Consider the following 24,712-nt stretch of genomic DNA (forward strand, 5'->3'; position numbering starts at 1 on the left):
GAACATAGAAAGAGCTGATTTAGGATTCTCCTAATTCAGCTTTTTCCGTCTATCTTATTTGTTATCGGATTCTATTCTGCAATTACACCTCTTGCATACGTCGGCCTCTAATAAGACTAACGAGTAGAAAAATAACCGGAAAACCGACGATGAAAATAGGAAAAATAAATGTAGTCCAGACAAGGTTCGCATAATCTAGTATCCCAAAGACGTTTGCAGGTACTACTGAGATAGCAAAAATGACGGGTGCAGTTAATCCGATCATTCCCCGCCATTTTTTGATACCAAGCAATTGAGCTGTTCCATAACTGTTGATGAACAAGTAGATGGACAGCTTTACTAATACACTGAAAATCCAGATAAACACAATCCAGACATCCATATTTTGAATAAACTCTAGATAATTAATAAATCGAACCATAGCAAAATACGGAAAATACATGCTTGAACCGATATTTGTACCGAATGTTGAAATAACCATAATTGTCGCAACGATTGCAAGCAAGGATGGAATGCAAATAGACAATAGAATCGGCTTAAGCAGCTTTTCCGGCTTCGCAATAAAAGGCGTTAACATCATGATCATCATGGATTCCCCAAGGAAAGATGCATTCACCAAAGATCCCTTTAAAATGGGCATGACGCCAGAATCCGCGTATATTGGCAGAAGCAGTGCTATGTGTAAATTGGGTATATTTAATGCAAATGAAATGACAATGCCGGCTATAATCAAGGGTCCAGCCAATTCACTGAAACGTGCAATTGCTTCGACACTGCCAGCGAGTGTTATATAAACCATTGCCGCCATCATCAGAGCTGAGATAATCCATACCGGCGTATCGTGGAATAGAATCTGCTTAATAAATAATGAAAATATGCGTAATATATCGGCACAAACCGAATACCAAACCACAATATACATCAGAGCAATTAGCTTTCCGACCCATTTCCCAAAAAGCTTTTGAGTAAACTCTACCAGCGTATGGGAAGAATGTCGCTGACTGACTCGAACTAAAATCATCGTTACAGCAAGTCCAATAAACCCCGCCACCGCAATTGAGATCCAAGCGTCTTGTTTAGCGATTTCTATCGTTGGCGATATGGTCAGCCATATGGACATTGAGATCTCTAAGGTTGTAAACATCCAAAACAACTGCCAAGTTGAAATTTTCATTCTCTTTCTCCTTTATCTCCTTTTCTTACGATTCGCTTGCGGATATCTCCCGTACTCTGAATATTCAACTTGACATCGACCGCCACTTCAACTGTCGGAAATATTTCATCCCATCTATTCCGAAGTTCTTTCCATCGATAAGGATGTTCTCTGTGAAATTCTTCGCCGATTCCGAACACGTCCTGCCCAAACTGAGTCTGCAACTTCTTTATTGTTTCTTCTACTCTCTTTGCTTTTATTGCGTTTAGCTTACTTTCTATCCGAATGCGTTCGGTAGATACGGAAAGATCAATGTCCGAATTGTTTTCAAGTACCCTTCCGGTTCCCACCAGTTTTACATAGGCTTTCAGCTTATTACCATCAAATCTAGTTCGGATGGTTTGTTTTAAATTGGATTCATATAGGGATATGCTTCCTTCTTCTATCTCTTCAGTCACGAATTGATTTTTCAATACACCTTTGACCCAAAATAATTCTAGTGATTCTCTCCCACTCACTTCCCCGACCATCTGCAAATCTTTATTAAAGATGGCAACAGATCTGACATCAAATATTCTGTCTTTCTCATGCTTATTCATCGGTGAAATCTCGACCATCGGCATGGAAGGACGAATACCATCCCGCCCTACATCGATTAAGACATCTCGTAAAGCAGTATCACCTAATCGACAATATCGGTCTTGATCAACAGCCACGATCGCTGAAAATTGATTGAACGGACTGTTAATATGCAATACCTCCTTGCCTTCTCCGTTATTCACAACGAAAATATCCGTTCGTAGACGCGTATCGGTATTTCGTGTAAATTGATCCATAACATCGACTAGCCCTTTTCGTGCCAGCTTTTCTCCGATAAAAATGGATCTGCGATGTCCAAGGAACACTTTTCGGGGCAGCTTATCTTGAATTTGTTGCGTCAAATCTCCAATTGTCGATCCGGTCGCCGTTAATACAATGTTTGCCCTTTGATTGTTTCCCCCACCTCCCCTGATACTCTTGAAATCCGCAGGAACCGCGATTTGAGCGCTTTTTTGAAGCTTGCCGCTTTCCGATAAATCTAAGGCAGTTCCAATCCAGAATGCGTAATCGTTAATTTCATTTCTGTCCCAGCATCCAGAGAGCATCAGTGCCTGTATCATAAGCAAGATTAAACAACCTAATTTCTTCACTGTTTTCCTTGTGCCGATACGTTCCGTTTATTCATACGTATTAGCGTATCCTTCCAGAAATTTGAACCAATAGGCGCTACCGGTTTTAAATAAGGCATACCGAATGACTTAAGTGTCACAAGATGAATCATGATAAACATAATGCCGATCGCAATACCGTACAGACCAAGGACTCCGCCTGAAATCAGAAGCGGAAACCGCAGAATTCGAAATGGTAATGCCAAACTATAGCTAGGAAAAGCGAACGATGCAATCCCGGTACCAGCAACAATCATCACGATGGGAGCAGAGATAAATCCAGCTTGGACGGCTGCCTCCCCTATAACAAGTGCACCTACGATGCTCACAGCTGACCCGATGGCTTTAGGCAAACGAAGACCGGCTTCCCGTAATCCTTCGAACATAAGCTCCATTAATAAGGTTTCAATTACGGTTGGAAATGGAATGCCTTCTCTAGATGCTGAAATACTAAGCATCAGCGAAAGTGGGATCATCTGGGGATGGAAGGTCGTAAGCGCAACATATATGGATGGAAGAAGGCAAGACATAATGGCCAGTAGGAACCGTAAAGTTCTGACTGCCGATACGTATAAGAAGCGTTCATAATGGTCTTCTGCTGCTTGAAAACCTGCCCAGAATGTCATTGGCAACAGCAGCGCGTTTGGGGATCCGTCAACGATAATGGCCACTCTGCCTGCCAATAAACTTGCGGAAACGGTGTCTGGACGTTCTGTATTTTGGATTTGCGGGAAAAGGGAAAAGGATTTGTCCTCAATAAATTCTTCAATATAGCCTGAATCCAATAGTTGATTTGTGTGGTAAGCTTGAAGTCTTGCCCTAACTTCTTGAAGCAATTCTGGTTTGACTTTATCTTCGATGTACGCAACGACAAACGAAGTATTGGTCATCTCACCTGCTTGATGATTTTCGAACTTAAGTTTCGAATTACTTATTATTCTTCGAATCATGCTTAAATTTGTTTTTAGGTCTTCCGTGAATCCCTCACGCGGACCGCGTATAGATGCCTCATTTGAAGGTTCATTGATCGCGCGTTGTTTGAAAGCGGTTAGATCTGCTAAATAAGCAAAAGGCTTACCATCTAAAAAGATGGCAGTATTACCTTTCAGGACTTTTGCTACGATTTCCGAAAAATTAATTACAATTTTATACTGTGTCAGACGGTCAATATCATGACTTATCATACATGTCGAAATAATCTGTTCCAATTTGTTAGAATCCGTTAATTCTTCAATATAAACGAGGAGAATGTTCGAGTGATTAGATAATTTTAGTGGTCTAAATACGACATCGGCACAATTATGAAAAATGTGATGCAACGCCTCATGATTGATTTTAATGCTCTCGCTGACATCCACAGGAATACTAGACTCCACGTCGTTCCCCTCCTCTTTCCAAAAATTTCATTGCATATTATGTGCGGATGTTTGTTGCCTTATTCGAATAAATAAGAAGAGAAGCATTGCTCGCAGCATTGCCCCTTTGGATTTAATCATATATTCTCACAATTGACGGCTATGCCTGCCATCGTATGTTCTTGCAGCAGTTGTGTTAAACTGTTGAAAATAGTGATAGAGGTGATTCATATGCGAAAAATCGCAGTCATTACTGGCGGAGGTCAGGGCATAGGACGAGCCATTGCTCTTTCTTTTGCTCAAGAAGGTTATGGCATTTCCATAGCGGATATTCATCAAGACAGAGGATTGGAGACAATTGAGCTCCTGCGTCCCTTTACAGAAGATGCAATCTTCATGAAGGTCGATGTCTCCAGGCAAGAGGATGTCGAGCAATGGATAGAGCGTACGTCTTCAGTTTTGGGCAGTATCGACGTCTTGGTGAATAATGCAGGGATCATGCATAATACCGATGTGTTGGAACTTAGCGCAGAGCAATTTCAGCGGGTCATTTCCGTAAACCTGGGAGGTACTTTTCTCTGCTCGCAGGCTGCAGCCCGCATCATGAAAGCGCAAGAGCGCGGCGGCGCCATCATTAATATCTCATCGACCAGGGCTATAATGTCGGAGCCTAATACCGAGGCATATTCGGCCTCAAAAGGAGGTATCTCTGCGCTGACCCATGCAATGGCCATTAGTTTAGGCGGTTATGGAATTCGCGTTAACGCGATATCTCCAGGATGGATTGAAGTACGGGACGAAGGCAGCTTTTCCCACACGAAAGAGGATAAAAGCCAGCACCCGATAGGCAGAGTAGGCAAACCAGAAGATGTTGCCATGGCTTGTCTCTATTTAGCTAGCGAGAAGGCAGGATTCATTACTGGTCAGAACCTGACAATTGATGGCGGTATGACAGTTAAAATGATGTATGTCGAGGAATAACTGCCTACGTCAATCCATGAAAGCACTCTTTTTTGTGTCGCCGGACAACGGCTTATTCAAAACTTCGGCGACACAATATCAGATACAATTCCTATAAATACGGCATTAGTTTACATAACATATATTATGTCATTTAATTTCCACTCAGAAAAAAAAAGCCGAATCAGGTTTCCCCAATCCAGCATTTTCATTACTTCTCGCTCTAACCATTTTAACTCGACTACTTCGATCTTCTCAATACTCTTACCCCATAAGGCTCAAGCCGTAAGCTTGATGCTTCCAGTGTATCCTGCAACAGCATATCCCAATACTTATTCGCGTCTAGCTCAACCGTTTGCTCCTGCTGACCGAAATTCATCAGGAAAACATACTTATATTCCCCATCCGTTCTAACTTGTGCAGTTACTTCAGCCGGTAGCTCGGTTTGCAACACCGCTTTGACCCCAGCCTGCTCAACTACTTGCTTATAAAATGGTTTCAAAAATTCAGTATCTGTTCGCGTCGCGATATAATAGGCTTTACCTTGTCCCAATGAATTCACGGTCAATGCAGGACGACCTGCATAGAAATCTTCCCCGTAGACGGCAAGTGTCTCAGCACCCTCGGTATGGATTAGTTCACAGAGCTCACGGGACTCGTACTCCCCTGCTAAACCTAGCTCATTCCCCTCTAGACAAATCAAGCGATTATTCTCGTTATCATAGAGTGCATCGATCTCCTCTGACCAAATCCCTAGCGTTTTACGAAGCGGTCCTGGGAATCCACCTTGGAAACAAAGATCATTCTCGTCAACAATTCCCGACCAATAAGTGGTAACAAGCGTCCCTCCACCTGCAACAAATTGCTCTATCCGCTCTCCAACACCTGGTCGAACCAAATACAGCATTGGCGCCACGATAAGCTTGTATTTGCTGAAATCAACATCCATATCGATCACATCAACGGGAACACCGCTCTCCCAGAATGCGCGATAGTGGCTAAGAACCGTTTGTTCATACTTGATCCCCATATTTCGCGGACCTTGCGAATTCTTCACAGCCCAGCGATTTTCCCAGTCGAATATCACAGCCGTTTCTGCTGGCACCGAAGTCCCAATCACATCAGACAGCTTCTCCAATGCGCCGCCAAGCTCAGCCACATCTCGGAATACCCGTGTATGCTCATGTCCAACATGATCGATCACCGCACCGTGCAGCTTCTCGCTAGCACCGCGACTCTTCCGCCATTGGAAGTATTGCACGGAATCGGAGCCATGCGCTACAGCCTGCAAGGAGGATAGCAGGTGCATCCCTGGCTTTTTCAACTTGGAGACAGCCTGCCAATTGGTTAAGCTCGGCGTGCTTTCCATCAATAGAAACGGTTGTCCACCTTTAAGCGAACGGAACATATCATGATTGAGGGCGAACCAAGCTGCCAAGTTACGCTGGTCTTGCGAATCATGCCAAGTTGGATACGCATCCCATGAGATGACATCAAGGATTTCCGTGAATTTCCAATAGTTAAGGCCTTCAAATGCATCCATTAGATTCGTCGTAACTGGCAGCTGCGCATTCGCAGCTTTCAGCGGGGCGATCTCATGACGGCAGAAATCTACCGTTTGATCCGTCACAAAACGTTTCCAATCCAAGTTCATGCCATGAACTAGTTTCTCACCGTGCGGTGCCGGAGACTCAATTTGAGTCCAACTCGTATACGTATGACTCCAAAACGAAGTCCACCACGCCATATTCAAAGCATCCAGCGTGCCATATTTCTGTTTCAACCAGCCTCGGAAGGCTTCTTGGCAATACGAGCAGTGGCATTCCCCACCATATTCGTTCGAAATATGCCAACCCACTACAGCCGGATGCTGCGCGTAGCGCTCCGCTAATCGTGTGTTCATCATCGCTACCTTCTCCCTGTACACAGGGGAGGTGAAGCAATGATTATGACGTGCGCCGAATAAATTGCGCACGCGATTCGCCCCAACCCGCAGTACCTCCGGGTACTGCTCAGCCATCCAAGCGGGCCTTGCGCCACTCGGCGTCGCAAGCCAAGCATAGATCCCATTCGCGGCAAAGGTGTCGAGCACGCGATCTAACCACTCGAAGGTATACGTGCCTTCGACGGGTTCAAGTGCGGACCATGCGAAGATGCCGATGGCCATGACATTACATTTGGCCAGCTTCATCATGCGGATGTCTTCTTCTAAGACCTGCGGATCGTGCTGCCATTGATCAGGATTATAATCAGCGCCGTGCATGAAAACCGGCAATTTCGGGCTAATGGGTGGATAGGTAAGAGACATACGGATCACCTCATGGATTCATTTAATAAAGAAATATGACCCCATTCTATCAGCTTCCTGTCCCTTTTTATACCCTATAAATTATCGATTGTCTGTCATTTATCAGGCAGCTGGTTGTTAAATAGGGGGTAAGTTCGTTTACCCCTTAACCCAAAGCATATAAATTCTGGCATGTCACTCGAGTTAGTCGATTATTTCGACTAACTCACCCCGCAGACGCCGTTTTCTATCGAGTTAGTCGATTATTTCGACTAACTCACCCCGCAGACGCCGTTTTCTATTGAGTTAGTCGATTATTTCGACTAACTCACCCCGCAGACGCCGTTTTCTATCGAGTTAGTCGATTATTTCGACTAACTCACTCCGCAGACGACGTTTTCTATCGAGTTAGTCGATTATTTCGACTAACTCACCCCGCAGAGCGCCGATGTCACTCGAGTTAGTCGATTATTTCGACTATCTCATCCCGCAAGCGCCGTTTTCATTCGAGTTAGTCGATTATTTCGACTAACTCACCCATAACAAAACCGCCCCCTGCACGCAGGAAGCGGTCCTCACTCTTACTTTTTAGCTATAACAGGATCTGCTTGGCTTTGCATTTCAGCCACAATTTTATCAATACCTGCTTGCTTCAACTTGTCTTTGAATATTTGCAAGCCATGTGCAGCATCACTTGGATCAACTAGGCCATAGAATAACGGCTTACCATAGGTTTCCATCACATTGCTGACAGCCGCAACTTCGTTCTTCACTTTGGTATCATCGAATGTAAATGTCTCTAATGGATGGTTGACCGTTACAGTCTTCTTCCAATTCTCTGTAAATTTAATAGTCTCTTCGGCTACGGTCGAATCCAGACGCTCATTCAATGAGTTCCAGCCCCATGGATCTGTACCTGATGGCGGGAAATCTGCCGAAGCAGGAAGCGGTTTAAACTGATCCTTGCCAATGGGCTCATAGTGCTTACCTTTGATGCCGTAGTTCGTCAAATCATGAATTTCCGGGTCATAACGAAGAAGGTCAATCGCCATCAGAGCGCGCTCATAGTTCTTGGAGCCTGCGTGAATGGACATCCCGTTGTTGATGAACGGATTGGATAAACGTTTCTTGTCAGCACTTAAATCGTATAGTTCCACTTTCCAATCCGGATGCGTCGTCTGCATTTCGGATTTCGTGCGCAGCAACGTTCCAAGATTCCACTCGACAGAAGCTAATTTACCATCTTTGAAAGCTTGCGTTTTATCCACTTTATTGGCAATCGCATCACGGGACCATGCGCCAGCTTTTTGCGTGTCGAACATTTTCTTAGCGAAAGTAGCGAATTCTGGTGTATCTACATAGTTGAATAGTTTGCCTGTTGCCTCAGTTACTTTATATACGATAGGCAGTTGCGGCACGACAAAGTTCCACTCGTTCGGCTGTACCAATTCAACCGCATTAAATTCACTTACCCCAATGCTTGGTTTGAAATCCTTCTCTTTCTCCGAGATCACTTTCAAGTAATTGACATAATCATCATACGTTTTCAGCTCAGGCAAATTATACTTCTGACGCAGATCACCACGAATACCGACCATATGATAGCTATATTCAAAATTGTTTTGTGGAATCATGTAAATTTTTCCGTTGATTTTCGCTTGCTCCCAAGCGACCTTCGGCTCTTCAGCCCAGGTTTTTGGTGCGAATTTCTTAATCAGATCCTCGGTCAATGGCATGAATCCGTTCTTTGTAGCTTGCTGAGCATAATAGGACCAAGTCGCTGAGAACACAAGATCGAAATCCTCATTTGCCGCAAACATCAAAGGATATTTCTGTTGATATTCGCCCCAATCAAGGAAGCTAATGTCTAGCGTTGCGTTAATTTTTTGCTTCATTAATTTGTTGACTTCCCCATATACCTCATCAAACGCCTTCGGCTTGGAGCCTAACAGAACCGTTTTCAGCTTAACTTCCTTGCTTGTATCAATGCCCGTATTCGCAGCTGCTGTCGCGGAAGCGCTTGCTTGTGGAACTGATGACGATGACGCACTTGGTGAAGGCGAGGCTTCTTTGGTGCTGCAAGCTGACAGTACAGTTCCCATTGCAAATAAGGATGCCAGACTCAATGTGGCTAATTTCTTCGTGTTTGCCATGTTATTCTCCCCTTATAAATGATAGATAAGTTATGATAAACCGGAAATTGGAATTCCCGGGGCTACCCTTTTACCCTTTTACAGCGCCAACCGTTAATCCTTGAACAAAATAACGCTGTACGAACGGATACAAGAAAATGATCGGTCCTGTGACAAGAATAGCTAAGGCCATCTTCAAGCTCTCGCCAGGCAAGTCTGTTACCTGCATACCGGTAATCGCCATAACCTTGCGTATCCCTTCGAGATTTCCTAACATTTTATATAGTAAATATTGCAGGGTGTACAGTTTCTCATTCTGCACAAACAGCAACGAGTTAAACCAATCGTTCCAATAATTCAGAGCCGTGAACAAGCCAATCGTCGCTAGACCAGGTTTCGCCAAAGGGATAATCAATCGCACGAAGATCGTGAAATCCCCTGCTCCATCGATTTTCGCTGACTCAGTAATGGCATCTGGTATGCTCCGTAGGAACGTTCGTAAGATGATGATATAGAAAACGTTTAACAAAGGCGGGACAAGCAGCGCCCAGAACGTATTCTTCATGTGTAAATAGTTAACCATTAAGATATACCAAGGAACAAGACCACCGTTAAACAGGGTTGTAAAGTAGAAGAAGAAGGAAAATCCGCTTCGCCACTCAAAATCCTGTCGTTGCAGGACATAAGCTGCCATCGCAGAAATGAACAACCCAACAACTGTACCTGTCACCGTCAATGCTATAGTTAGCAGGTAAGAGCTCACGAACTGCTCAGGATGCTTGAGCGCGAACGTATAGGCATCCCACGAAAACTCCTTCGGCCATAATCGAAACCCATCGCTAGTAATCGACGATTCACTCGTTAACGATCCGCTAATGATGAGCAAGAATGGAATCAAGCAAGCCAAACATATCACTGCTATAAAGACATAGCCAACCGTATCCAAGATTCGCTGATCGATTTGACTCTTTTTCACACTGGTCGTACTCATAGAAACACCTCGCTAGTTGCTGTATGTTTAGAATAAGGCATTATCTTTATCCGATTTACGGACTAGGAAATTTGTCACCATAATGGTTACAAAACACAGAATCGATTGATAGAAGCCAATTGCGGACGACATGCCGATTTCGTTGTTAACCAACAGGGAGCGATATACGTAGGTGTCAATCACATCCGTCGTTTCATAAAGCAGACCATTATTACCCACGAGCTGATAAAAGAGCCCGAAGTCTCCACGGAAAATGCCGCCAATCGCTAATAGGACAAGTATCGTAATCGTTGGTCGAAGTGAAGGTAACGTAATGTATCGAATGCGCTGGAACACGTTAGCTCCGTCGATTTCAGCTGCTTCATACGTCTCACGGTCTATGCTCAGAATGGAGGCCATATAGAATACTGCACCATAACCCACTGCTTTCCAAGCCGAGAAGAAAACCAAGATATATTTCCAATATTCCGTTGTCGTGTAGATATCTAATTCAGGAACGTGCAATGCTCGCAGCAGCGTGTTTACTGTTCCGTGCTCGTAGTTAAACAAATTGTAAGCAACCGCTCCTACGACAACCCAGGATAAAAAGTAGGGTAAAAACATAATCGTTTGCGCTGTTTTACGAAACAGCTTGGATCCGATCTCCGCCATGAAGATGGCGACAATAATTTGCAGAACGTTATTAATAAGGATGAACGCCGCATTATATAACAGCGTGTTTCTTGTTACTCGGATAGCATCTCCTGTCATGAAGAAGAACTTGAAGTTATCGAAGCCTACCCACGGTGATCCCAAAATTCCTAAATCATAGCGATACTGCTTGAATGCCAGCACAATGCCTGCCATCGGTACATAGCTGAAAAGCAAGAAGTAAAGCACTGCTGGCGCAATCATGAATAACAGCGCTTTCTTGGATCTCATGCGATACAGGAGTCCTGTTCTCATCTCTATCCTTTCCCCCATCCGTTTCTAGTTGTCTCTCTCCTTTATCTAAATTAACAGGTTACTCCGAACGAGATAACCCGACAAAATATCGATTCCCTGTAACTTTTGCAGATGCCCCCTCCGACTAGTGGTATTGCATCTCAATATAAGATAATCTATAGCTACATCTAAGGGGGGGTTGCCCGTTATGAAGCTTCTATTTGTAGAAGATGAGAAATTCACTCGAGACGGCGTACTCAAATCCGTTAGCTGGGAGCGTCTTGGCATCACAGAATTAAGAGAAGCTGTCGATGGTCTGGACGCTGTCGCTATCGCCGAACAGTTCAAGCCGGACATCGTCCTCACCGATATTCGCATGCCGCGGATGGATGGGATCGAGCTTGCCTTTCACCTTCGCCGCAAGTACCCGCAGTGCAAAATCGTCTTTATGAGCGGCTTTGCCGATAAAGAATATTTGAAAGCCGCAATAACGTTGAAAGCGGTTAGTTATGTAGAGAAACCAATTGATGTGGAAGAATTGGAAGAAGCTCTGCGGAGTGCGATTGATATCGTGCTGGAAGAACAGCGACATATTGCGAATGATACGGTAGCGAAAGAGAATAAGAGCTATATGAAGCAAGAAGCCGCTTTGCAGCTGATTCGCGGCGGTTATGACGAAGAGATGCTGCGCAATCGATTATTAGCTGCAGATTTCACAGCAGTCATGCAAGCGCCTGCGGCAACGGCTATGATTAAGTTAATTTCCCCCGGGTCCCATAAGGAAACGCTCGGTTATTTAATTGATGAAGCACTGGCTGTGGGCGAGAAGCCCTACTTGTACGCATGGAAAGATGACCATCACGCGATCATTCACTTCTTTTCACAGCAGCATGACTTCATCGAGATGAGCCAAGTGCAGCATTTGTGTTATGTGCTTTCCACCGCTTTGAAGCGGGAATATGGCTTATTTTCTATCGCAGCAGGCAAAATCGTCCCTTCCGCTCATAAGCTGCAGGAGTCCTATACGAGTGCTGTGCTCCGCTTACAGGAGTCGTTTTTTCACAAGCCGTGCTCCCTCATCTTGCAGGATAACACGGGGAGCGACGCTCACTCGCTGCATTATGTGGCGCAGCCTGAACAGCTCATGCGCTTCACCGAAGCGTTAGCGGAAGAGAATTGGGCTGACGCAGATCAGCTAGTTACGACGATAACGTCCGACATACGTCAACATCCAGGCACGCTCATTGTCAGTGTGAAAGAACTCTATTATCGTTACATCCTCGAAATGGATAAGTTTGCGCATAGTCGGAACATCACCCTCTTCGATACCTCTGAGGAGAATGACGTGGCCTGGAAGCTAATTCTCGAATGCCATTATTTGGATGATATCCAGCGTGTAATGTCTACAAAGTTAGACGAATTGAAAAAAGCCATTCAAGAGCGCTCTACTGGCGGCATGTCCTCCACAAGCTCACGCATCATGCGTTTCATTCATCTGCATTATGCCGATGACGATCTATCGGTGCAGGATGTAAGCGATCATATGCAGATGACGGCTTCGCATCTGATTTCGATTTTCAAAGAAGCTACCGGGAAAACGATCAAGCAATATGTGACCGAATATCGGATGGACAAATCGAAGGAGCTGCTGCGCAACAACCGCTTGAAGGTGCTGGATGTGGCTTCTCAAGTGGGCTTTAAGGACGGGGAGCATTTCGCTAAAATCTTCCGTAAATCAACGGGCATGACGCCTTCTGAATACCGGGAGCGCTGCCAATTATGATCTTCTCCTTCATTCAAATGCTGCGCAAATGGCTGTATAACACGAAGCTGCGCCATAAAATCATGTACTCCTATTTGCTGCTGATCATGCTGCCTCTCGGCTTCTATCAGTTCATTGCTTCCGAGAAAATGTCCGATATCATTATCAATCATGTCACCTATTCGGCTAAGCAAGGCTTCGATCAGACATATTCCTTTCTTAATTATCGCGTGCAGCGGATTGCAGAGACGACGAATATTCTTGTTTCCAACTCCGCCATTTCGGACATTCTGATGGATAACAACGTAACAAGTGATATAAATCGGGAGCTGCAAGAATACGCCAATCTCAAAAAACTGCTCCGCTCCATGCAGGATAGTCTCGATATTTCACGCGTAATTCTCTATGTTCCGAGTGTGTTTATTTTCGCCAATGAGACCGAGAATTTCTTACCATTGGGTGAAACCACAGACAGTCCTTGCTTCGATCGTTTAAATGAATTGCATGCCAAATACTTATGGTGCTCAGCGCCTGAGCTAGGTAAGAAGGCTTCCCATGACAGTTCTTCGCTTTATGTTGTCCGCAGTATTTTAGATCCTAACAATTACGCTAACCCAATCGGACAATTGCGCGTGGATGTTCAAGCGGAAACGATTCGTTCTATGCTGAGCAAAGCCAATGTGGTCAGGAACAGCACGACTTTTCTAGTGGATCAAAATCAACAAATTGTCCTTTCGTCGGACTCGGCAGCGACTACTCTGGTCGATTTGCCTGATACACTTGACGATGCGGTCTCCACCACATGGCAAACGAATAACAATTACTATTTGTTCAGGCAGCTTCCCTCCAATTGGGGGATGGTCACCGTCATTCCTCTCCACGAAGTTGTGCAGCAGAGTCATCAATTGCGAAATGATTTATTGGTCATTTTGCTCATCGTGACCGTGATCGCCTACTTGTTAGCCTACCTCTTCTCCTTCTCCGTCACTCGGCGCATCACCCAGCTGACCAGCCGTCTGCGGGATGTACAGAAAGGAAATCTGATAGCGCTAGCTCAAACGCAAGGGCGAGATGAAATTGGCGAGCTCATCCAAACGTATAATTACATGATTGAACAAATAAGCTCTATGAATAAGGAACATTACAGGCTGGGACAAGAGGTCAAAAATGCCGAATTAAAAGCACTTCAATCGCAGATTAATCCGCATTTTCTCTACAATACGTTGGATCTCATTAACTGGATGGCGGACAGCGGGCTGAACACAGACATTAAGAAGGTCGTCAAAGCACTCGCTCGTTTCTACAAAGTCAGCCTCAGCAGCGGCAAAGATATCATCACGCTGCGCGAAGAGCTGCAGCATGTTTCCTTTTATGTGCAGATTCAGAATATTCGTTTTGAAAATAAAATTGATTTTCAGATTGACGTTCCAGAAGAACTGCTAAGTCATCCGATTCCGAAAATCACCCTTCAGCCACTTGTCGAGAATGCCATTCTTCATGGTATTTTAGGTCGAACGCAGCGTGAAGGCAGCATCTCGATCCGGGCTTATCAGGATGCACAAACGATGCATCTCCTCATCAAAGATGATGGTGTGGGCATGAGTCCCAACCTCATCGAAGATATGATGGCAGGTATTAGCCGCAGTCGAATCGGGGGCAGCAGCTTCGGCGTCAAGAACGTAGGCGAACGCATTCGCCACTATTTCGGTGAACCTGCGACGCTAACATATCGAAGCGTCCCAGGTATAGGAACCGAGGTTGAGATTACGTTTCCGTTTACGGAAGAGGAAATCTGAGGTTAATATCGATACGGAGGTGGTTGTATAATGAAACGATTTTCGCTCATTATGTGCGTTATCATCGTTCTTGCGGGGTGCTCTTCACTGACGAGTAACGAAACTTTTAGCAGTTACCCAAGCGCCGTTGCTTGGAATAACATCCTGTATGGGCTTTCAGCCTCCGAAATCTCCGCCCAAGACATTGGCAAGCAAATTGGTCAAATCGAGCGAAGAATTGCGCCAATGCCCAAGAAAAACGGTGACGCGAATGATAAGCCTGTTGGCAGCCTTTTATTTGAGATTAAGGGATTCGATGCGAATGAAGTCATTGCGGTAAAGGTAAATGACACGTATTTCACGGCTTCGAAGCTGGCGCCGTTGCAATAAGTAAGAACGAAGCTCTGCCTAAGTAATCCCTGCGGAACCTACGGTCGCTATTTACTCATTTTCCGCGAGTTTCCCGCTGTAACGGAACGTACGTCCGCTATTTTCGTAAAAAGTGACCTTTCAATCGAAATTTGGAAAAATAAGGGCCCTACTTTCCGCAACTCGCTTCAATCTAGCGTTTCGGCGTGAATAGCGGCTCTTATTTCCGTTTAAAAACTGCTTCCCTAACATACGGTAAGTGTAAATAAAAAAAGCCGAGCATCTTTCACTCGACTTGATCTCGTTTATTCAATTTGATTAATAACGGCCGTCCATTTATCACTTTCCCATGCGACTTGTGCCCCAAGCGCCTCAGTGACAAAGCGAAGTGGTACATAGGTAGAGCCTTCAATGGATATGAACGGAGCAATCGAGAGTGACTGCCATTTGCCGTTAACAAGAGCTTGTTTATTCCCAATTGTCAGAACAATTGTTTTGGCGCCTTTTACGATAGTAACCTCTTTACGTGTTCCCTCCCAGAGGACTTTAGCCCCCATTGCCTCAAAAACCCCACGAAGCGGGATAAATGTACTTTCACCAATGATTTTGGCTTTTGGAGTAACATCTATATATGTGCCATTCATTCGGATCCCAACGTTACTGCTGCCAAATGACTTCGTTGGATCTGACTTATCTTTCGTTAATTGCACGGTTGGATTGGCAATTGTCGTGAAAGACCACGTTTTATTCTCAATTGTTACCGAATACTTTTCACCGTAGGCTAAAACGTTTTTGGGAATGATATGCCAGGCGTTCGTATCTCCAAGCTCTTGTTTTAATTTCAAAAATTCCACAGGTTGACCTGCACCATCCATCAGAGATGCCGACACATCTGAAATATCTTCAGCGACCCCAGCATAGGTGATGAAATATCCTGACTTCTTCAAATTGAACTCTTTCAATGGATTGGGCGTTTCATTCCCATCAAAACTTACAGGTACATCCGTTTGCCCCTCATAGGGATACACGCCAACTCCCGAGCTTGTAAACCAAGCTTTAGCGGGGTTAAGAACAATGGCATGCTCATTGTAACCCACACCAAGGAGTGTCATACTAGGCAAAATCAAACTCGATCTATGCAGCGGAGCATCTAGCAAGGATTGCACTCCAGCTTCTGGGGTTTGTGTATAAGACGAAACATCTTCAAATACACCGAATTTATCAGTATCAAAACCTGCTGCTGCGGCCCGATCCCACGGCAGTTCCCCCGAGTAACCTTGCTTACCAGGCGTTTCTGAGTGTCCAAATTCATCATTCATGAGGAGATAGTTCGCATGATTTTCTGCTGCTGTTGTAAGGGCAGGATTCAAGGTCATTGATTGGATTCCTATTTTCGACCTTACCGCATTTAGGTAATCTAATGCTGCGCTCGCTTCGTTGTTCGCTGCTGCCTGTACGTTCGCATTCGCGATAACAAGGGACAGTGCAGTAAAGACTGCTGCAAGTTTGACTTTCGTTTTCTGAGAGCTTCTCATCCTACCTCCAAAACACGCTGTTTTATTTCCATGATGTCTATTCTTTTCGACAAAATCCTTCTTATTTCCTGCAAAAAGGATCAGAAAAGGCCGGCGAGTCAAGACTCGCCAGCCTTAATTTCAAACAATCTACCACCCCCGCCATCTTATCATTTTAATCCAAGATGACTTCTTTGTTTGGTTCCCTCAAATAGTCAAACATACGCTTCACCTGAGCAACCGTATTCCGTTCTGTGGATAATTCCGGCAGTTCATTTTCACCAAAAAATTGCACATCGCTCGTTTCCACACCGCCCAATGCCTGACCTCCAATTACTTTACAGAGAATGAACATTTTATAAATGTGATATGGCTCTGGTGGATGGTTATGGAATTTTTTATCAAGAACAGCGAGCAATTTCACAGGCACCACATCAAATCCGGCTTCTTCTTTGATCTCTTTCACAGCAATCTCAGACGGCGAATACCCAATATCGGCCCATCCTCCCGGGAGTGCCCAAGCACCATCTGCTTTTTCCCTCACGAGAAGTATTTTATCATCTTCAAAAACTACCCCTCGAATATCAACTTTCGGAGTTGCATACCCGGTTTCATTGGCGAAGCTAAGGTTAATTTTATCCACGCCCACTGAGGTATAGCTATCCAGAATATCAACACTTATTTCCCGCAATGCTTGGAAACGCTCCAAATCATAGACATCCTTTGAATAGGTTAAGCCGATTTGTGCGATCGATTGGATTTGTTTGGCCCAGTCTAACCATTTAAGACTCAAATCTTGTCCGGTCATCGCTTCACTCTCCTACTTTTCTCCCGATATATAACAAATGCGAGGAAACGCCTAATATCGATGGATCACGCGCTAGTCGAATTAGAAGTTCAATGAACTCGTCCTTTTCCCCACGGTCGGTCCAATATTGCTTCTGTTCATTCGAAATCAAAGCGCCAAGGTTGGAGGAACCAATCAGATCTAACGTCGCAAATCCCTGGCTTTCCATAAAAGGTTTAATATCTTCGACATTGTAATAGTACGCGCCTGTAAATCGACCTGCATCCGTATGATTAAAAATGCCTTCGTCTATAAAATGCTCAATAGCAGCCATATTGTCATTCGGTTTCCAAGCATTTGGGTATAGCAACGATGTCAGAAGCATCCGCATCCGGCTTTGAAAAGCGACAAACACGATACCATCGTTCTTAGTTACACGATGCACTTCCCTAGCGGCAGCTATTCGATCTTCTTCTACTTGCAAATGATAAAGAGGTCCCAACATCAACGAAGCATCGAAGGTTTCATCTGCAATTCCCTGCAAATGGGTTGCATTTAGAGAATGAAAACCAGTAAACCTATCTGCTAAGCCCAACTCACTTGCTTTATCTTTCGCGAGCTCGACGAGATTAGGTGTTAGATCCGAGAGGGTCACGTTGTAGCCAAGCTTCGCTAATTCCATGGCGTATTTGCCTGGCCCGGCACCATTATCTAGGACATGTCCTCCGCTAGGGAGATACTTCTTCATGTAGTGCCAATTTACCGTAATCTCGATAGGCTCGCGATCCAATCTTCCCCATTCATCAAACTTGGCATAGTAATCGATCACATTCTTCATTCGGTTTTCCTCCCTTTTTGAAATACAAAAAAACCCATCGCCTACAAAGAGGCGACAGGTCTAACCTTCGCGGTACCACTCTTCTTGATTTGCAACACAAAAAAGTGCAAATCCTTGAGACCCGATGACGGAGGTAAACCGTTAAGATCTACCAGACACTTTCGATCTTACCGCTCAAGGGTGAGTTGGGGAAGCTATTGACTGTCTTTCACCGGATCGACAGCTCTCTGGACAATAGTGTTTCCTTACTAGTCCCAATCATTGCGTTTTCATATGCAATTAGGAAGTATTGATGTAAGTTTATAATCCCAAATAATTCCTGTCAATTGCAACTTTTTAATTTTATAAATGCTGTTTTAATTGAGCAATAATATCCTCATATTCTTGCTCACTCAGCTGCTTATTGTCAGCCGGATTCATCTCGAACATTTTCCCCCACGTGTAACCATCCTTATATTTCGGCACAACGTGGAAGTGCACATGAGGCATTGTGTCGCCAAAGGCGCCATAATTAATTTTGTCCGGTGAAAAAACTCGCTCAATGGCTGAGGCTGCTTGAGCCACATCGCGCATATAGGCATCCTGCTTCTCCTGGGATAAGTGGAAGAATTCAGTTTGATGCTCATTCAAAGCAACAATACAGCGCCCCTTATACGTTTGTTCTCTAAATAAGTACAGAGTTGAAACACGCAATTGACCGATTTCAATCATCAAGTTGGCTAATGTTTCATTCTTGCTGCAATAATTACACACTTGGCTCATTGTGGAATTCTCCTATTCTAGCGGTTAGTTAGTGGGGATTATTTCCTAGTATCATAGCATAATTCAGATAATAGCATGTACACAAAATCAACTTAACAGTATGGCTCCGCCAACTTCCTAACACGCTCTATACCTTCCCACATATCGCCAGGTCCATCGTACACAAGTGTCAGCGGCCCTTCATAGCCAGCCTGTTTGGCAATGTCTAAGCAGCGAATAAACTCAACCTCATCCGGAATTCCTCCATCATTCGTTTGCGCTTTGGCATGGATGGATTCACTATATGGAATCGTCCGGGTAAGCTCATCATATTTCCCCGTGCCTTTGAAATTCCCAAAATCCGAAGTAAAACCAAGGATCTCTCCGCATCCTTCCAACATAGCAATACAATTATCCGCTGAGGATGAAAGGGATTTGAAATTCTCAGTCACCACTCGTACGCCATGAGCAGCTCCATATTGCCCGAGCTCACGAAGTGCCTCTATGGATCTTGCCAATGCCTCTCGGTCCTCTGGCTCCGCTTCCCCAGCAATTACACGAACCCTTTCGGCTCCTGCTAATGCAGCGACATCAATCCAACCTTTGATCCATGCAATATCGGATTGTCTACGCTGCTCATCCGCGCTAGAGATATCTCCATATTCGAGCAAAAGCGTATAAAAGTGCAGATCAGCTTCTGCAAAAGCGTTCTTCAACGCTTGAAGATACTCATTACTCGTCTCTGGGAAATGAAAATGACATACTTCAAGTGACGAAAACCCCTTCCCCGCTAGAACAGCCGGTAATTCAAGCAGGGAAAGCAGCTCTGGCTGATCTTGAGCATCTGTATATTGCGTGCGTGTGCTCACATCCCAGCGTGTCCACCGCAATGGCCCAAGATTACGATGCAAACTCCAAGTTGTCAGTGATAGAAATGGCATAGTTTCCATCCTTTCAATACTTCTATTTTAAAGTATCTTATCAAAATCATTCAGGAATCACCATATTCGAAAATGCAGATAGATGTCTTATTGTGCTATTTCTTTAGCTTTAATAAAATTAATACACTACATTAATTATTAATGTAATTAATTAAATAATTCTTTTTGCAGTCGCTGCTTCAAGCCAAATCATTAAGCAAACAAAAAAGCAGGTCGCCTCAGCGCCTGCTCTTCCTCCTACTACTTAATTCGCTCCAAAAGCTCCGCTAAACGCTCATATGAATCCTGCATCCCTTGCTCCATGCCGGAGTGCAGCATGCCATCACGATCCGCAACCGACTGAAACACAGATTCCATCACCAATTTAGTCTGACCGCCTTCAAGTGCTTCAAATTTAGCAGTTTCAAGGATAACATGTCCCTTCTCCGGGAGTCCTTCAAACTCAAAGGTTTGAATAATCCGTTCAGGTGCAGTAACTTCATGATACACGCCTCGAAAAGCAAACGCGTTCCCGTTGCTATCCCGATGAATATAACGCCAGCTGCCGCCATTCCTCGGTTCAAAAGTCTCCAATTGCATCGTCAACGCCCGAGGTCCAAGCCATTCCACGATAAGGTTCGCATCCGTAAACGCTTTAAACACAAGCTCTCGAGGCGCATTGAACACTCGTGTCATACAAATCTGCTGTCCTCCAGGTTCATAGGTGAGAATCGCTTCATTTTTAATCATGACTCAGCACTTCCTTTCCTCATCTTACCATCCTACTATCATAATCGAATTTACCTACATAATCCAAACACTCAAGAGTTTACAACGCGATGCGGCGAAAAGCCTTCAACATCGTCAATTAAAGCGCATGTGTTGTAGCTAGCACTAAACGCATTATAAGCCTAGTTCATGTCGCTTTCTCCTATAGAAGATTAAGGCTCCAAACACTACAACACACGCCATAGAAACCCAAGAACTATAGAGGAAAACTTGTCTCATTCCATAAGCTGCGCTCATAATGCCACCCAAGAAGCTGCCGATGATGCGAGCCGCCCCAAGGCTGAGTAAGCCGTTAAGGGTTTGTCCGCTTGCTTTCCATTCCGCTGGTACTTCGCGATTAATAATCGTGGCTATCGTAACCGAGAGAACGATAAAGATGAGTCCATGCAAGACTTGTACAGGTAATATCCAATGTGCCACTTCAATCTTAGAGAATAAGAACCACCGTATGGATGACGCCAAGGCTGCAACAAGAAAAATGATCGAGATCGGGATTCGCTTAAATATTTTTGCCGAAAATAATAGAAAAGGCAGCTCACTCATAGATGAGATTGTCATCGACCAGCCTAACATCACACTATCCCCGCCCATTTCCTTGAAATAGATTGGGAAAAAAGCGTAATAATAGCCAAGTGTGATTTGGATAATAAAATTTAAGCTTAAATAGAACATGAGTTTGCCATTTTTGAAAAGCTCACGGAATTTCCGCCCCATCACATGTGACGGGCGCCCAGCCGCAGCCGGAAACCGCCATAAACAAAGCAACGCGGCAACCATCGTACATGCATAAACCGGGAACATCGAATCTATGTAGGACTTCGCAATGAAACCGAACACAAGTGACATCATGGCGAAACCTACGGTTCCTCCCAGCCGAATCAACCCAAAACTCCATGTAGGTTGCCGATCTAATTCCTCCAAGGTAATTGCATCGCTTAGAGCAAATATGGAGGTTTGGAAAAAGGTAAATATACAAATAAAAACAAGAATATAGAGAAATTGATGCGAGATCGGGAAGAATAAGATCGAAATACCGCTGCCTATGATTAATAGTCGCAGGATTTGATTCTTTGATTTGGCACGATCCCCTAATGCCCCCCAAATAGGTTGACCAATCATTGCAATCAAGGGACCGAGACTCAGAAGGAGCCCGATCTGCTCCTGAGAGAACTTGGCGTTGTTGAGATACACCGGCATGAAAGTTCCATAAACCGCGTTTCCCATGTAAATGACGACATAAAATAATAAAAATGCATTCAGTTTCGTAGCTGTTCCCTTCTTTCCAATGCGAGAGGTTAAATAATACCTACCCGCATGCGGTATCCAAATAATATCGACCGTTCTTCGCCAGCGAACGCCTTCTCCACAAGCTGGCGAAATGTCGCCGCTTCTGTGTCTAGCTCTTTCGCACCCAGCTTTAACGCGGTTTGCAAGCTGCCCTGACTCAACGCGAGGTTGGCATAACGAGTTGCATCGCAGGTTTCCCAATTATGAAACACAATCTCTCTGGCGTACCGGAATAAACCCGACGCTTCGATTTGCTTCAAATGCTCTTCCTTATTCCATTTGTGCGCTTGCTCATCCTTTTGTGCCAGCTCTACCGCTCTCTGATCACCAAGGGCTGTAAGCTTCACATACTGCTGCTCGATCTCCCAGTCAATAACAGGCGGCCAATCGCAATCATATGCGGCAAACACGCCGCCAGGACGCAATACACGAGCGAATTCACACAAAGTGCTTTGCGGCTCCATCCAATGAAACGATTGTGAACACGTAATAATGTCTGCAGAAGCAGACGGAAGCGCTAGCTCATGCGACAGTCCCGCCATGAATCGAATGTGTTCAGGTTTGTTCATTGCCTCCCACTTGGCTAAGGCGACTGCCCTCATGTCATCACTTGGTTCAACCCCGATGATCCGCTCTGCGTCATGCAGCCATAGAAACGAAGAAAGGCCCGTGCCGCAGCCTACATCGACAACGGTTTGCGGCTTTCTCCCCAAATAAGCTGTCAAAATTTTGATCACTTCCTGCGGCGCCGTTGGCCGACTTTCATCGTATAAAGCTCCAAACCCAGTAAAGCGCTGAACATTGTTCGTGCGAATGTGTTCGATCATACGTTTCCCTCCCCTGTTTGGTCACAAAAAAAGCTCAACCATAGGATGAGCTTCTAGTCCAACTATTTAACGAACATTCACGTGCAAACGACCTTCGAGGTGAAGAATGCCTTTATCCTGAACGGCTTCCTTCGCAATCACATTAATCCGCTTCAACCACTCTTCTGGCTTACAATTCATGGTTGTGGCTTGAACTAACCGCTCTGCATGATCATAACAGGTGTCATAGCCACCTAATTTACGAATGACCTCAGCATAATCGACTACAAGCTTCCGAGCACCTTGCGGGGTGTAACCGAAACTCTGAACAAGTGCATCAACGATTCCGCGTTCATATAGATTCAGCCGAACTTGTGTTTTCATAGTAGATCCACCTGCCTCCCGTAAAAATGTTATAACCAACAAAACGAAGTGATGCTTCCCACTTCTCAGAGGAAAAAACCACTTGATTTCCAAGACGTAACGCATCTAATTTCCGTCCACGTGTGGTACGTAAAATTTGATCATAAAACCAATGTACATCTTTATTTAATTGTACTGCTTCTTCAATAATTCGTCCAGTATCACCATCCGCCATAGGACCTATAATAATATCTGGATGCTTGTGACATGGGTCCGCTTCTCCCTTTTTCATGACACTGCGATGCCCCATCACAAATTCAGCCCAAGCTAAGGAGTCACTTAGAAAGATAAGAGGTTCCATCTTCGCAGGAATCGCGATTAGCTCAATTTCCAGCACACATGGCTGTTCGTTCCCCATAATAGATCGTGCAGATGCTTTGCGCGCCCAATTTCGTGCCTGCGCTGCTGATATCGTCGTATAAAATCCCTCGCCGAAGTCGCGGCCAGGACGCCAATACCTGCTATCCAATAATTTATCTTGGAAAAGGTTGACTAGATTATCCGTCGTCCCGTGATATAAACGTTGTGGTGTTATTATATCCATTTCGCTTCCCCCTGAAACCTCATTCCCCTCTAATTGGGCTAGTATGCACCACGAATATGATCGTGTACTTGAGTCGCATAGAAGCTTTGCAGAAGGGACTGTTCTTCCGAAGTAAATGACGGCACTTCAAGCGTAGCCAGATTATCTTCAATTTGCTTGACGTTTTTAAAGCCAGGAATAATACACGTAATGTTCGGATTCTCCAAAATCCAACGCATCGAAGCACGTGCCAAATTGCCACGACCTTCGCCGATCCAAGCCAGCTCCTTCGCAAGCTCAACGCCTTTGGTAAACGGCAGTCCAGCAAACGTCTCACCTACGTTGAACTGGTCGCCGTTGGCATTGAAATTCCGATGATCATCTGCAGCAAATGTGCTAGAAGCCGTGAATTTACCTGTCAAAAGGCCGCTTGCCAGCGGAAGCCGAACAAGGATGCCAACGCCTGCAGCTTTCGCTTGCGGGAAGAGCTCATCGGCAGGCTTCTGACGGAACAAGTTGAAGATCACTTGCAAGGCTTTGACACCAGGAACAGTGAGACAGAACAAGCCTTCTTCCACAGTTTCAACGCTCACGCCATAATGGCGAATTTTTCCCTCGGCCTTTAATTTCTCAAGCACCTCGAATACGGAACCATCTTTCAAGATCGCGAGGGGCGGGCAATGAATTTGGTAAAGATCGATTCGTTCACGGTTCAACCGTTTCAAGCTATTTTCAGCAAATTGACGAACAGCATCTTCTGAATATGTAGCAAGGTCATGGATATCGCCAGATCGACAAAACTTCGTCGCGATATATACCTCATCTTCTTTCCCCTTCGTCGCTTTCGCGAGAAGCTCTTCTGCATGCCCTGAGCCATACACATCCGCTGTATCAAAAAAGTTAACACCTGCATCCATCGCACGGTGCAACCCTCGAATGGATTCATCGTCGTTCGCTTCTCCCCAGCCTCCACCGATGGCCCAAGTTCCGAAGCTAACCTCACTAATTCGAAGCTCTGTGTCTCCAAGTTGACGGTATTTCATTTCTTCCACTCCTTCTATGTACGTCTCATTAAGTTACTTCCAAAGTTTTCATCTATCACCACTTCGCCATTGGATAAGAGGAAACCTGCCTGTTTATGCAAAAAAAGGGTATCCGCTCAATGTCG

At 44.8% G+C, this 24,712-nt stretch carries 22 protein-coding genes and 1 other annotated feature; of the genes, 4 read left to right on the forward strand and 18 right to left on the reverse strand.

Annotation, left to right across the window (positions count from 1 at the left end):
* Window positions 1-82 precede the first annotated feature (82 nt).
* Genes AC58QC_RS26870 through AC58QC_RS26880 form a run of 3 tightly spaced genes read right to left on the reverse strand, consistent with a single transcriptional unit; the run spans window position 83 to window position 3,737 of the window.
* Window positions 83-1,174 carry a GerAB/ArcD/ProY family transporter gene (locus AC58QC_RS26870; RefSeq protein ID WP_497418123.1) on the reverse strand — a complete coding sequence of 364 codons (1,092 nt, stop codon included), beginning with the start codon at window positions 1,172-1,174 and terminating at the stop codon, window positions 83-85.
* Window positions 1,171-2,313, reverse strand: coding sequence for a Ger(x)C family spore germination protein (locus AC58QC_RS26875; protein ID WP_497418159.1), 1,143 nt, complete (start codon window positions 2,311-2,313; stop codon window positions 1,171-1,173). The genes AC58QC_RS26870 and AC58QC_RS26875 overlap by 4 nt, the downstream gene beginning before the upstream one ends.
* 26 nt (window positions 2,314-2,339) lie before the next feature.
* Complete coding sequence (locus AC58QC_RS26880; RefSeq protein ID WP_497418124.1) at window positions 2,340-3,737, reverse strand: spore germination protein; 1,398 nt, start codon at window positions 3,735-3,737, stop codon at window positions 2,340-2,342.
* 210 nt (window positions 3,738-3,947) lie between these two features.
* On the opposite strand from AC58QC_RS26880, the gene AC58QC_RS26885 reads away from it, so the two are divergent.
* On the forward strand, window positions 3,948-4,697 hold the full coding sequence (locus tag AC58QC_RS26885) for a glucose 1-dehydrogenase (RefSeq protein ID WP_497418125.1): 750 nt from the start codon (window positions 3,948-3,950) through the stop codon (window positions 4,695-4,697).
* 220 nt (window positions 4,698-4,917) lie between these two features.
* Here the strand turns inward: AC58QC_RS26885 and AC58QC_RS26890 are convergent, their stop codons facing one another.
* The 4 genes from AC58QC_RS26890 to AC58QC_RS26905 form a co-directional block, all read right to left on the reverse strand.
* A complete protein-coding gene (locus AC58QC_RS26890; protein ID WP_497418126.1) occupies window positions 4,918-6,984 on the reverse strand; it encodes a beta-galactosidase in 2,067 nt (688 codons plus the stop codon).
* A gap of 560 nt (window positions 6,985-7,544) precedes the next feature.
* Window positions 7,545-9,116, reverse strand: a complete 1,572-nt coding sequence (locus AC58QC_RS26895) for an ABC transporter substrate-binding protein (RefSeq protein WP_497418127.1) — start codon at window positions 9,114-9,116, stop codon at window positions 7,545-7,547.
* 70 nt (window positions 9,117-9,186) lie between these two features.
* On the reverse strand, window positions 9,187-10,086 hold the full coding sequence (locus tag AC58QC_RS26900) for a carbohydrate ABC transporter permease (RefSeq protein ID WP_056625360.1): 900 nt from the start codon (window positions 10,084-10,086) through the stop codon (window positions 9,187-9,189).
* A gap of 27 nt (window positions 10,087-10,113) precedes the next feature.
* Window positions 10,114-11,031 (reverse strand): ABC transporter permease, encoded by a 918-nt coding sequence (locus tag AC58QC_RS26905; RefSeq protein WP_497418128.1) that lies wholly within the window; start codon window positions 11,029-11,031, stop codon window positions 10,114-10,116.
* Window positions 11,032-11,218: 187 nt separating this feature from the next.
* On the opposite strand from AC58QC_RS26905, the gene AC58QC_RS26910 reads away from it, so the two are divergent.
* From AC58QC_RS26910 to AC58QC_RS26920, 3 genes are read left to right on the forward strand one after another with little or no spacing between them, the layout of a single operon-like run.
* On the forward strand, window positions 11,219-12,793 hold the full coding sequence (locus tag AC58QC_RS26910) for a response regulator transcription factor (protein WP_497418129.1): 1,575 nt from the start codon (window positions 11,219-11,221) through the stop codon (window positions 12,791-12,793).
* Window positions 12,790-14,568 (forward strand): cache domain-containing sensor histidine kinase, encoded by a 1,779-nt coding sequence (locus AC58QC_RS26915; RefSeq protein ID WP_497418130.1) that lies wholly within the window; start codon window positions 12,790-12,792, stop codon window positions 14,566-14,568. The genes AC58QC_RS26910 and AC58QC_RS26915 overlap by 4 nt, the downstream gene beginning before the upstream one ends.
* Before the next feature lie 30 nt (window positions 14,569-14,598).
* Window positions 14,599-14,937 (forward strand): hypothetical protein, encoded by a 339-nt coding sequence (locus tag AC58QC_RS26920; protein WP_497418131.1) that lies wholly within the window; start codon window positions 14,599-14,601, stop codon window positions 14,935-14,937.
* Window positions 14,938-15,221: 284 nt separating this feature from the next.
* On the opposite strand, the gene AC58QC_RS26925 is transcribed toward AC58QC_RS26920, so the two are convergent.
* The 11 genes from AC58QC_RS26925 to AC58QC_RS26975 all read right to left on the reverse strand — a co-directional run bounded on the left by AC58QC_RS26925 (window position 15,222) and on the right by AC58QC_RS26975 (window position 24,587).
* Complete coding sequence (locus AC58QC_RS26925) at window positions 15,222-16,451, reverse strand: stalk domain-containing protein (protein WP_497418132.1); 1,230 nt, start codon at window positions 16,449-16,451, stop codon at window positions 15,222-15,224.
* Window positions 16,452-16,605: 154 nt separating this feature from the next.
* Window positions 16,606-17,223: an NUDIX hydrolase gene (locus AC58QC_RS26930; RefSeq protein WP_497418160.1), complete on the reverse strand. Its 618-nt coding sequence runs from the start codon at window positions 17,221-17,223 to the stop codon at window positions 16,606-16,608.
* A gap of 19 nt (window positions 17,224-17,242) precedes the next feature.
* Complete coding sequence (locus AC58QC_RS26935) at window positions 17,243-18,055, reverse strand: class I SAM-dependent methyltransferase (protein ID WP_497418133.1); 813 nt, start codon at window positions 18,053-18,055, stop codon at window positions 17,243-17,245.
* A gap of 44 nt (window positions 18,056-18,099) precedes the next feature.
* Window positions 18,100-18,326, reverse strand: a binding site (T-box leader).
* Window positions 18,327-18,397: 71 nt separating this feature from the next.
* Window positions 18,398-18,817, reverse strand: coding sequence for an HIT family protein (locus tag AC58QC_RS26940; RefSeq protein ID WP_497418134.1), 420 nt, complete (start codon window positions 18,815-18,817; stop codon window positions 18,398-18,400).
* Between the two features lie 92 nt (window positions 18,818-18,909).
* Window positions 18,910-19,737 (reverse strand): sugar phosphate isomerase/epimerase family protein, encoded by an 828-nt coding sequence (locus tag AC58QC_RS26945; RefSeq protein ID WP_497418135.1) that lies wholly within the window; start codon window positions 19,735-19,737, stop codon window positions 18,910-18,912.
* A gap of 240 nt (window positions 19,738-19,977) precedes the next feature.
* The gene (locus AC58QC_RS26950; RefSeq protein WP_497418136.1) at window positions 19,978-20,466 is read right to left on the reverse strand and encodes an SRPBCC family protein; all 489 of its coding nucleotides are present in this window, start codon (window positions 20,464-20,466) and stop codon (window positions 19,978-19,980) included.
* A gap of 153 nt (window positions 20,467-20,619) precedes the next feature.
* Window positions 20,620-21,792 carry an MFS transporter gene (locus tag AC58QC_RS26955; protein ID WP_497418161.1) on the reverse strand — a complete coding sequence of 391 codons (1,173 nt, stop codon included), beginning with the start codon at window positions 21,790-21,792 and terminating at the stop codon, window positions 20,620-20,622.
* Between the two features lie 8 nt (window positions 21,793-21,800).
* The gene (locus tag AC58QC_RS26960) at window positions 21,801-22,619 is read right to left on the reverse strand and encodes a class I SAM-dependent methyltransferase (protein WP_497418137.1); all 819 of its coding nucleotides are present in this window, start codon (window positions 22,617-22,619) and stop codon (window positions 21,801-21,803) included.
* A 66-nt stretch (window positions 22,620-22,685) separates the two neighbouring features.
* A complete protein-coding gene (locus AC58QC_RS26965; protein ID WP_497418138.1) occupies window positions 22,686-22,982 on the reverse strand; it encodes a hypothetical protein in 297 nt (98 codons plus the stop codon).
* The gene (locus AC58QC_RS26970) at window positions 22,951-23,565 is read right to left on the reverse strand and encodes a DUF3990 domain-containing protein (RefSeq protein ID WP_497418139.1); all 615 of its coding nucleotides are present in this window, start codon (window positions 23,563-23,565) and stop codon (window positions 22,951-22,953) included. The genes AC58QC_RS26965 and AC58QC_RS26970 overlap by 32 nt, the downstream gene beginning before the upstream one ends.
* Before the next feature lie 38 nt (window positions 23,566-23,603).
* Window positions 23,604-24,587: an aldo/keto reductase gene (locus tag AC58QC_RS26975; protein ID WP_497418140.1), complete on the reverse strand. Its 984-nt coding sequence runs from the start codon at window positions 24,585-24,587 to the stop codon at window positions 23,604-23,606.
* Window positions 24,588-24,712: the final 125 nt, after the last annotated feature.

The sequence above is a fragment of the Paenibacillus sp. J22P51 genome (assembly GCF_059692215.1).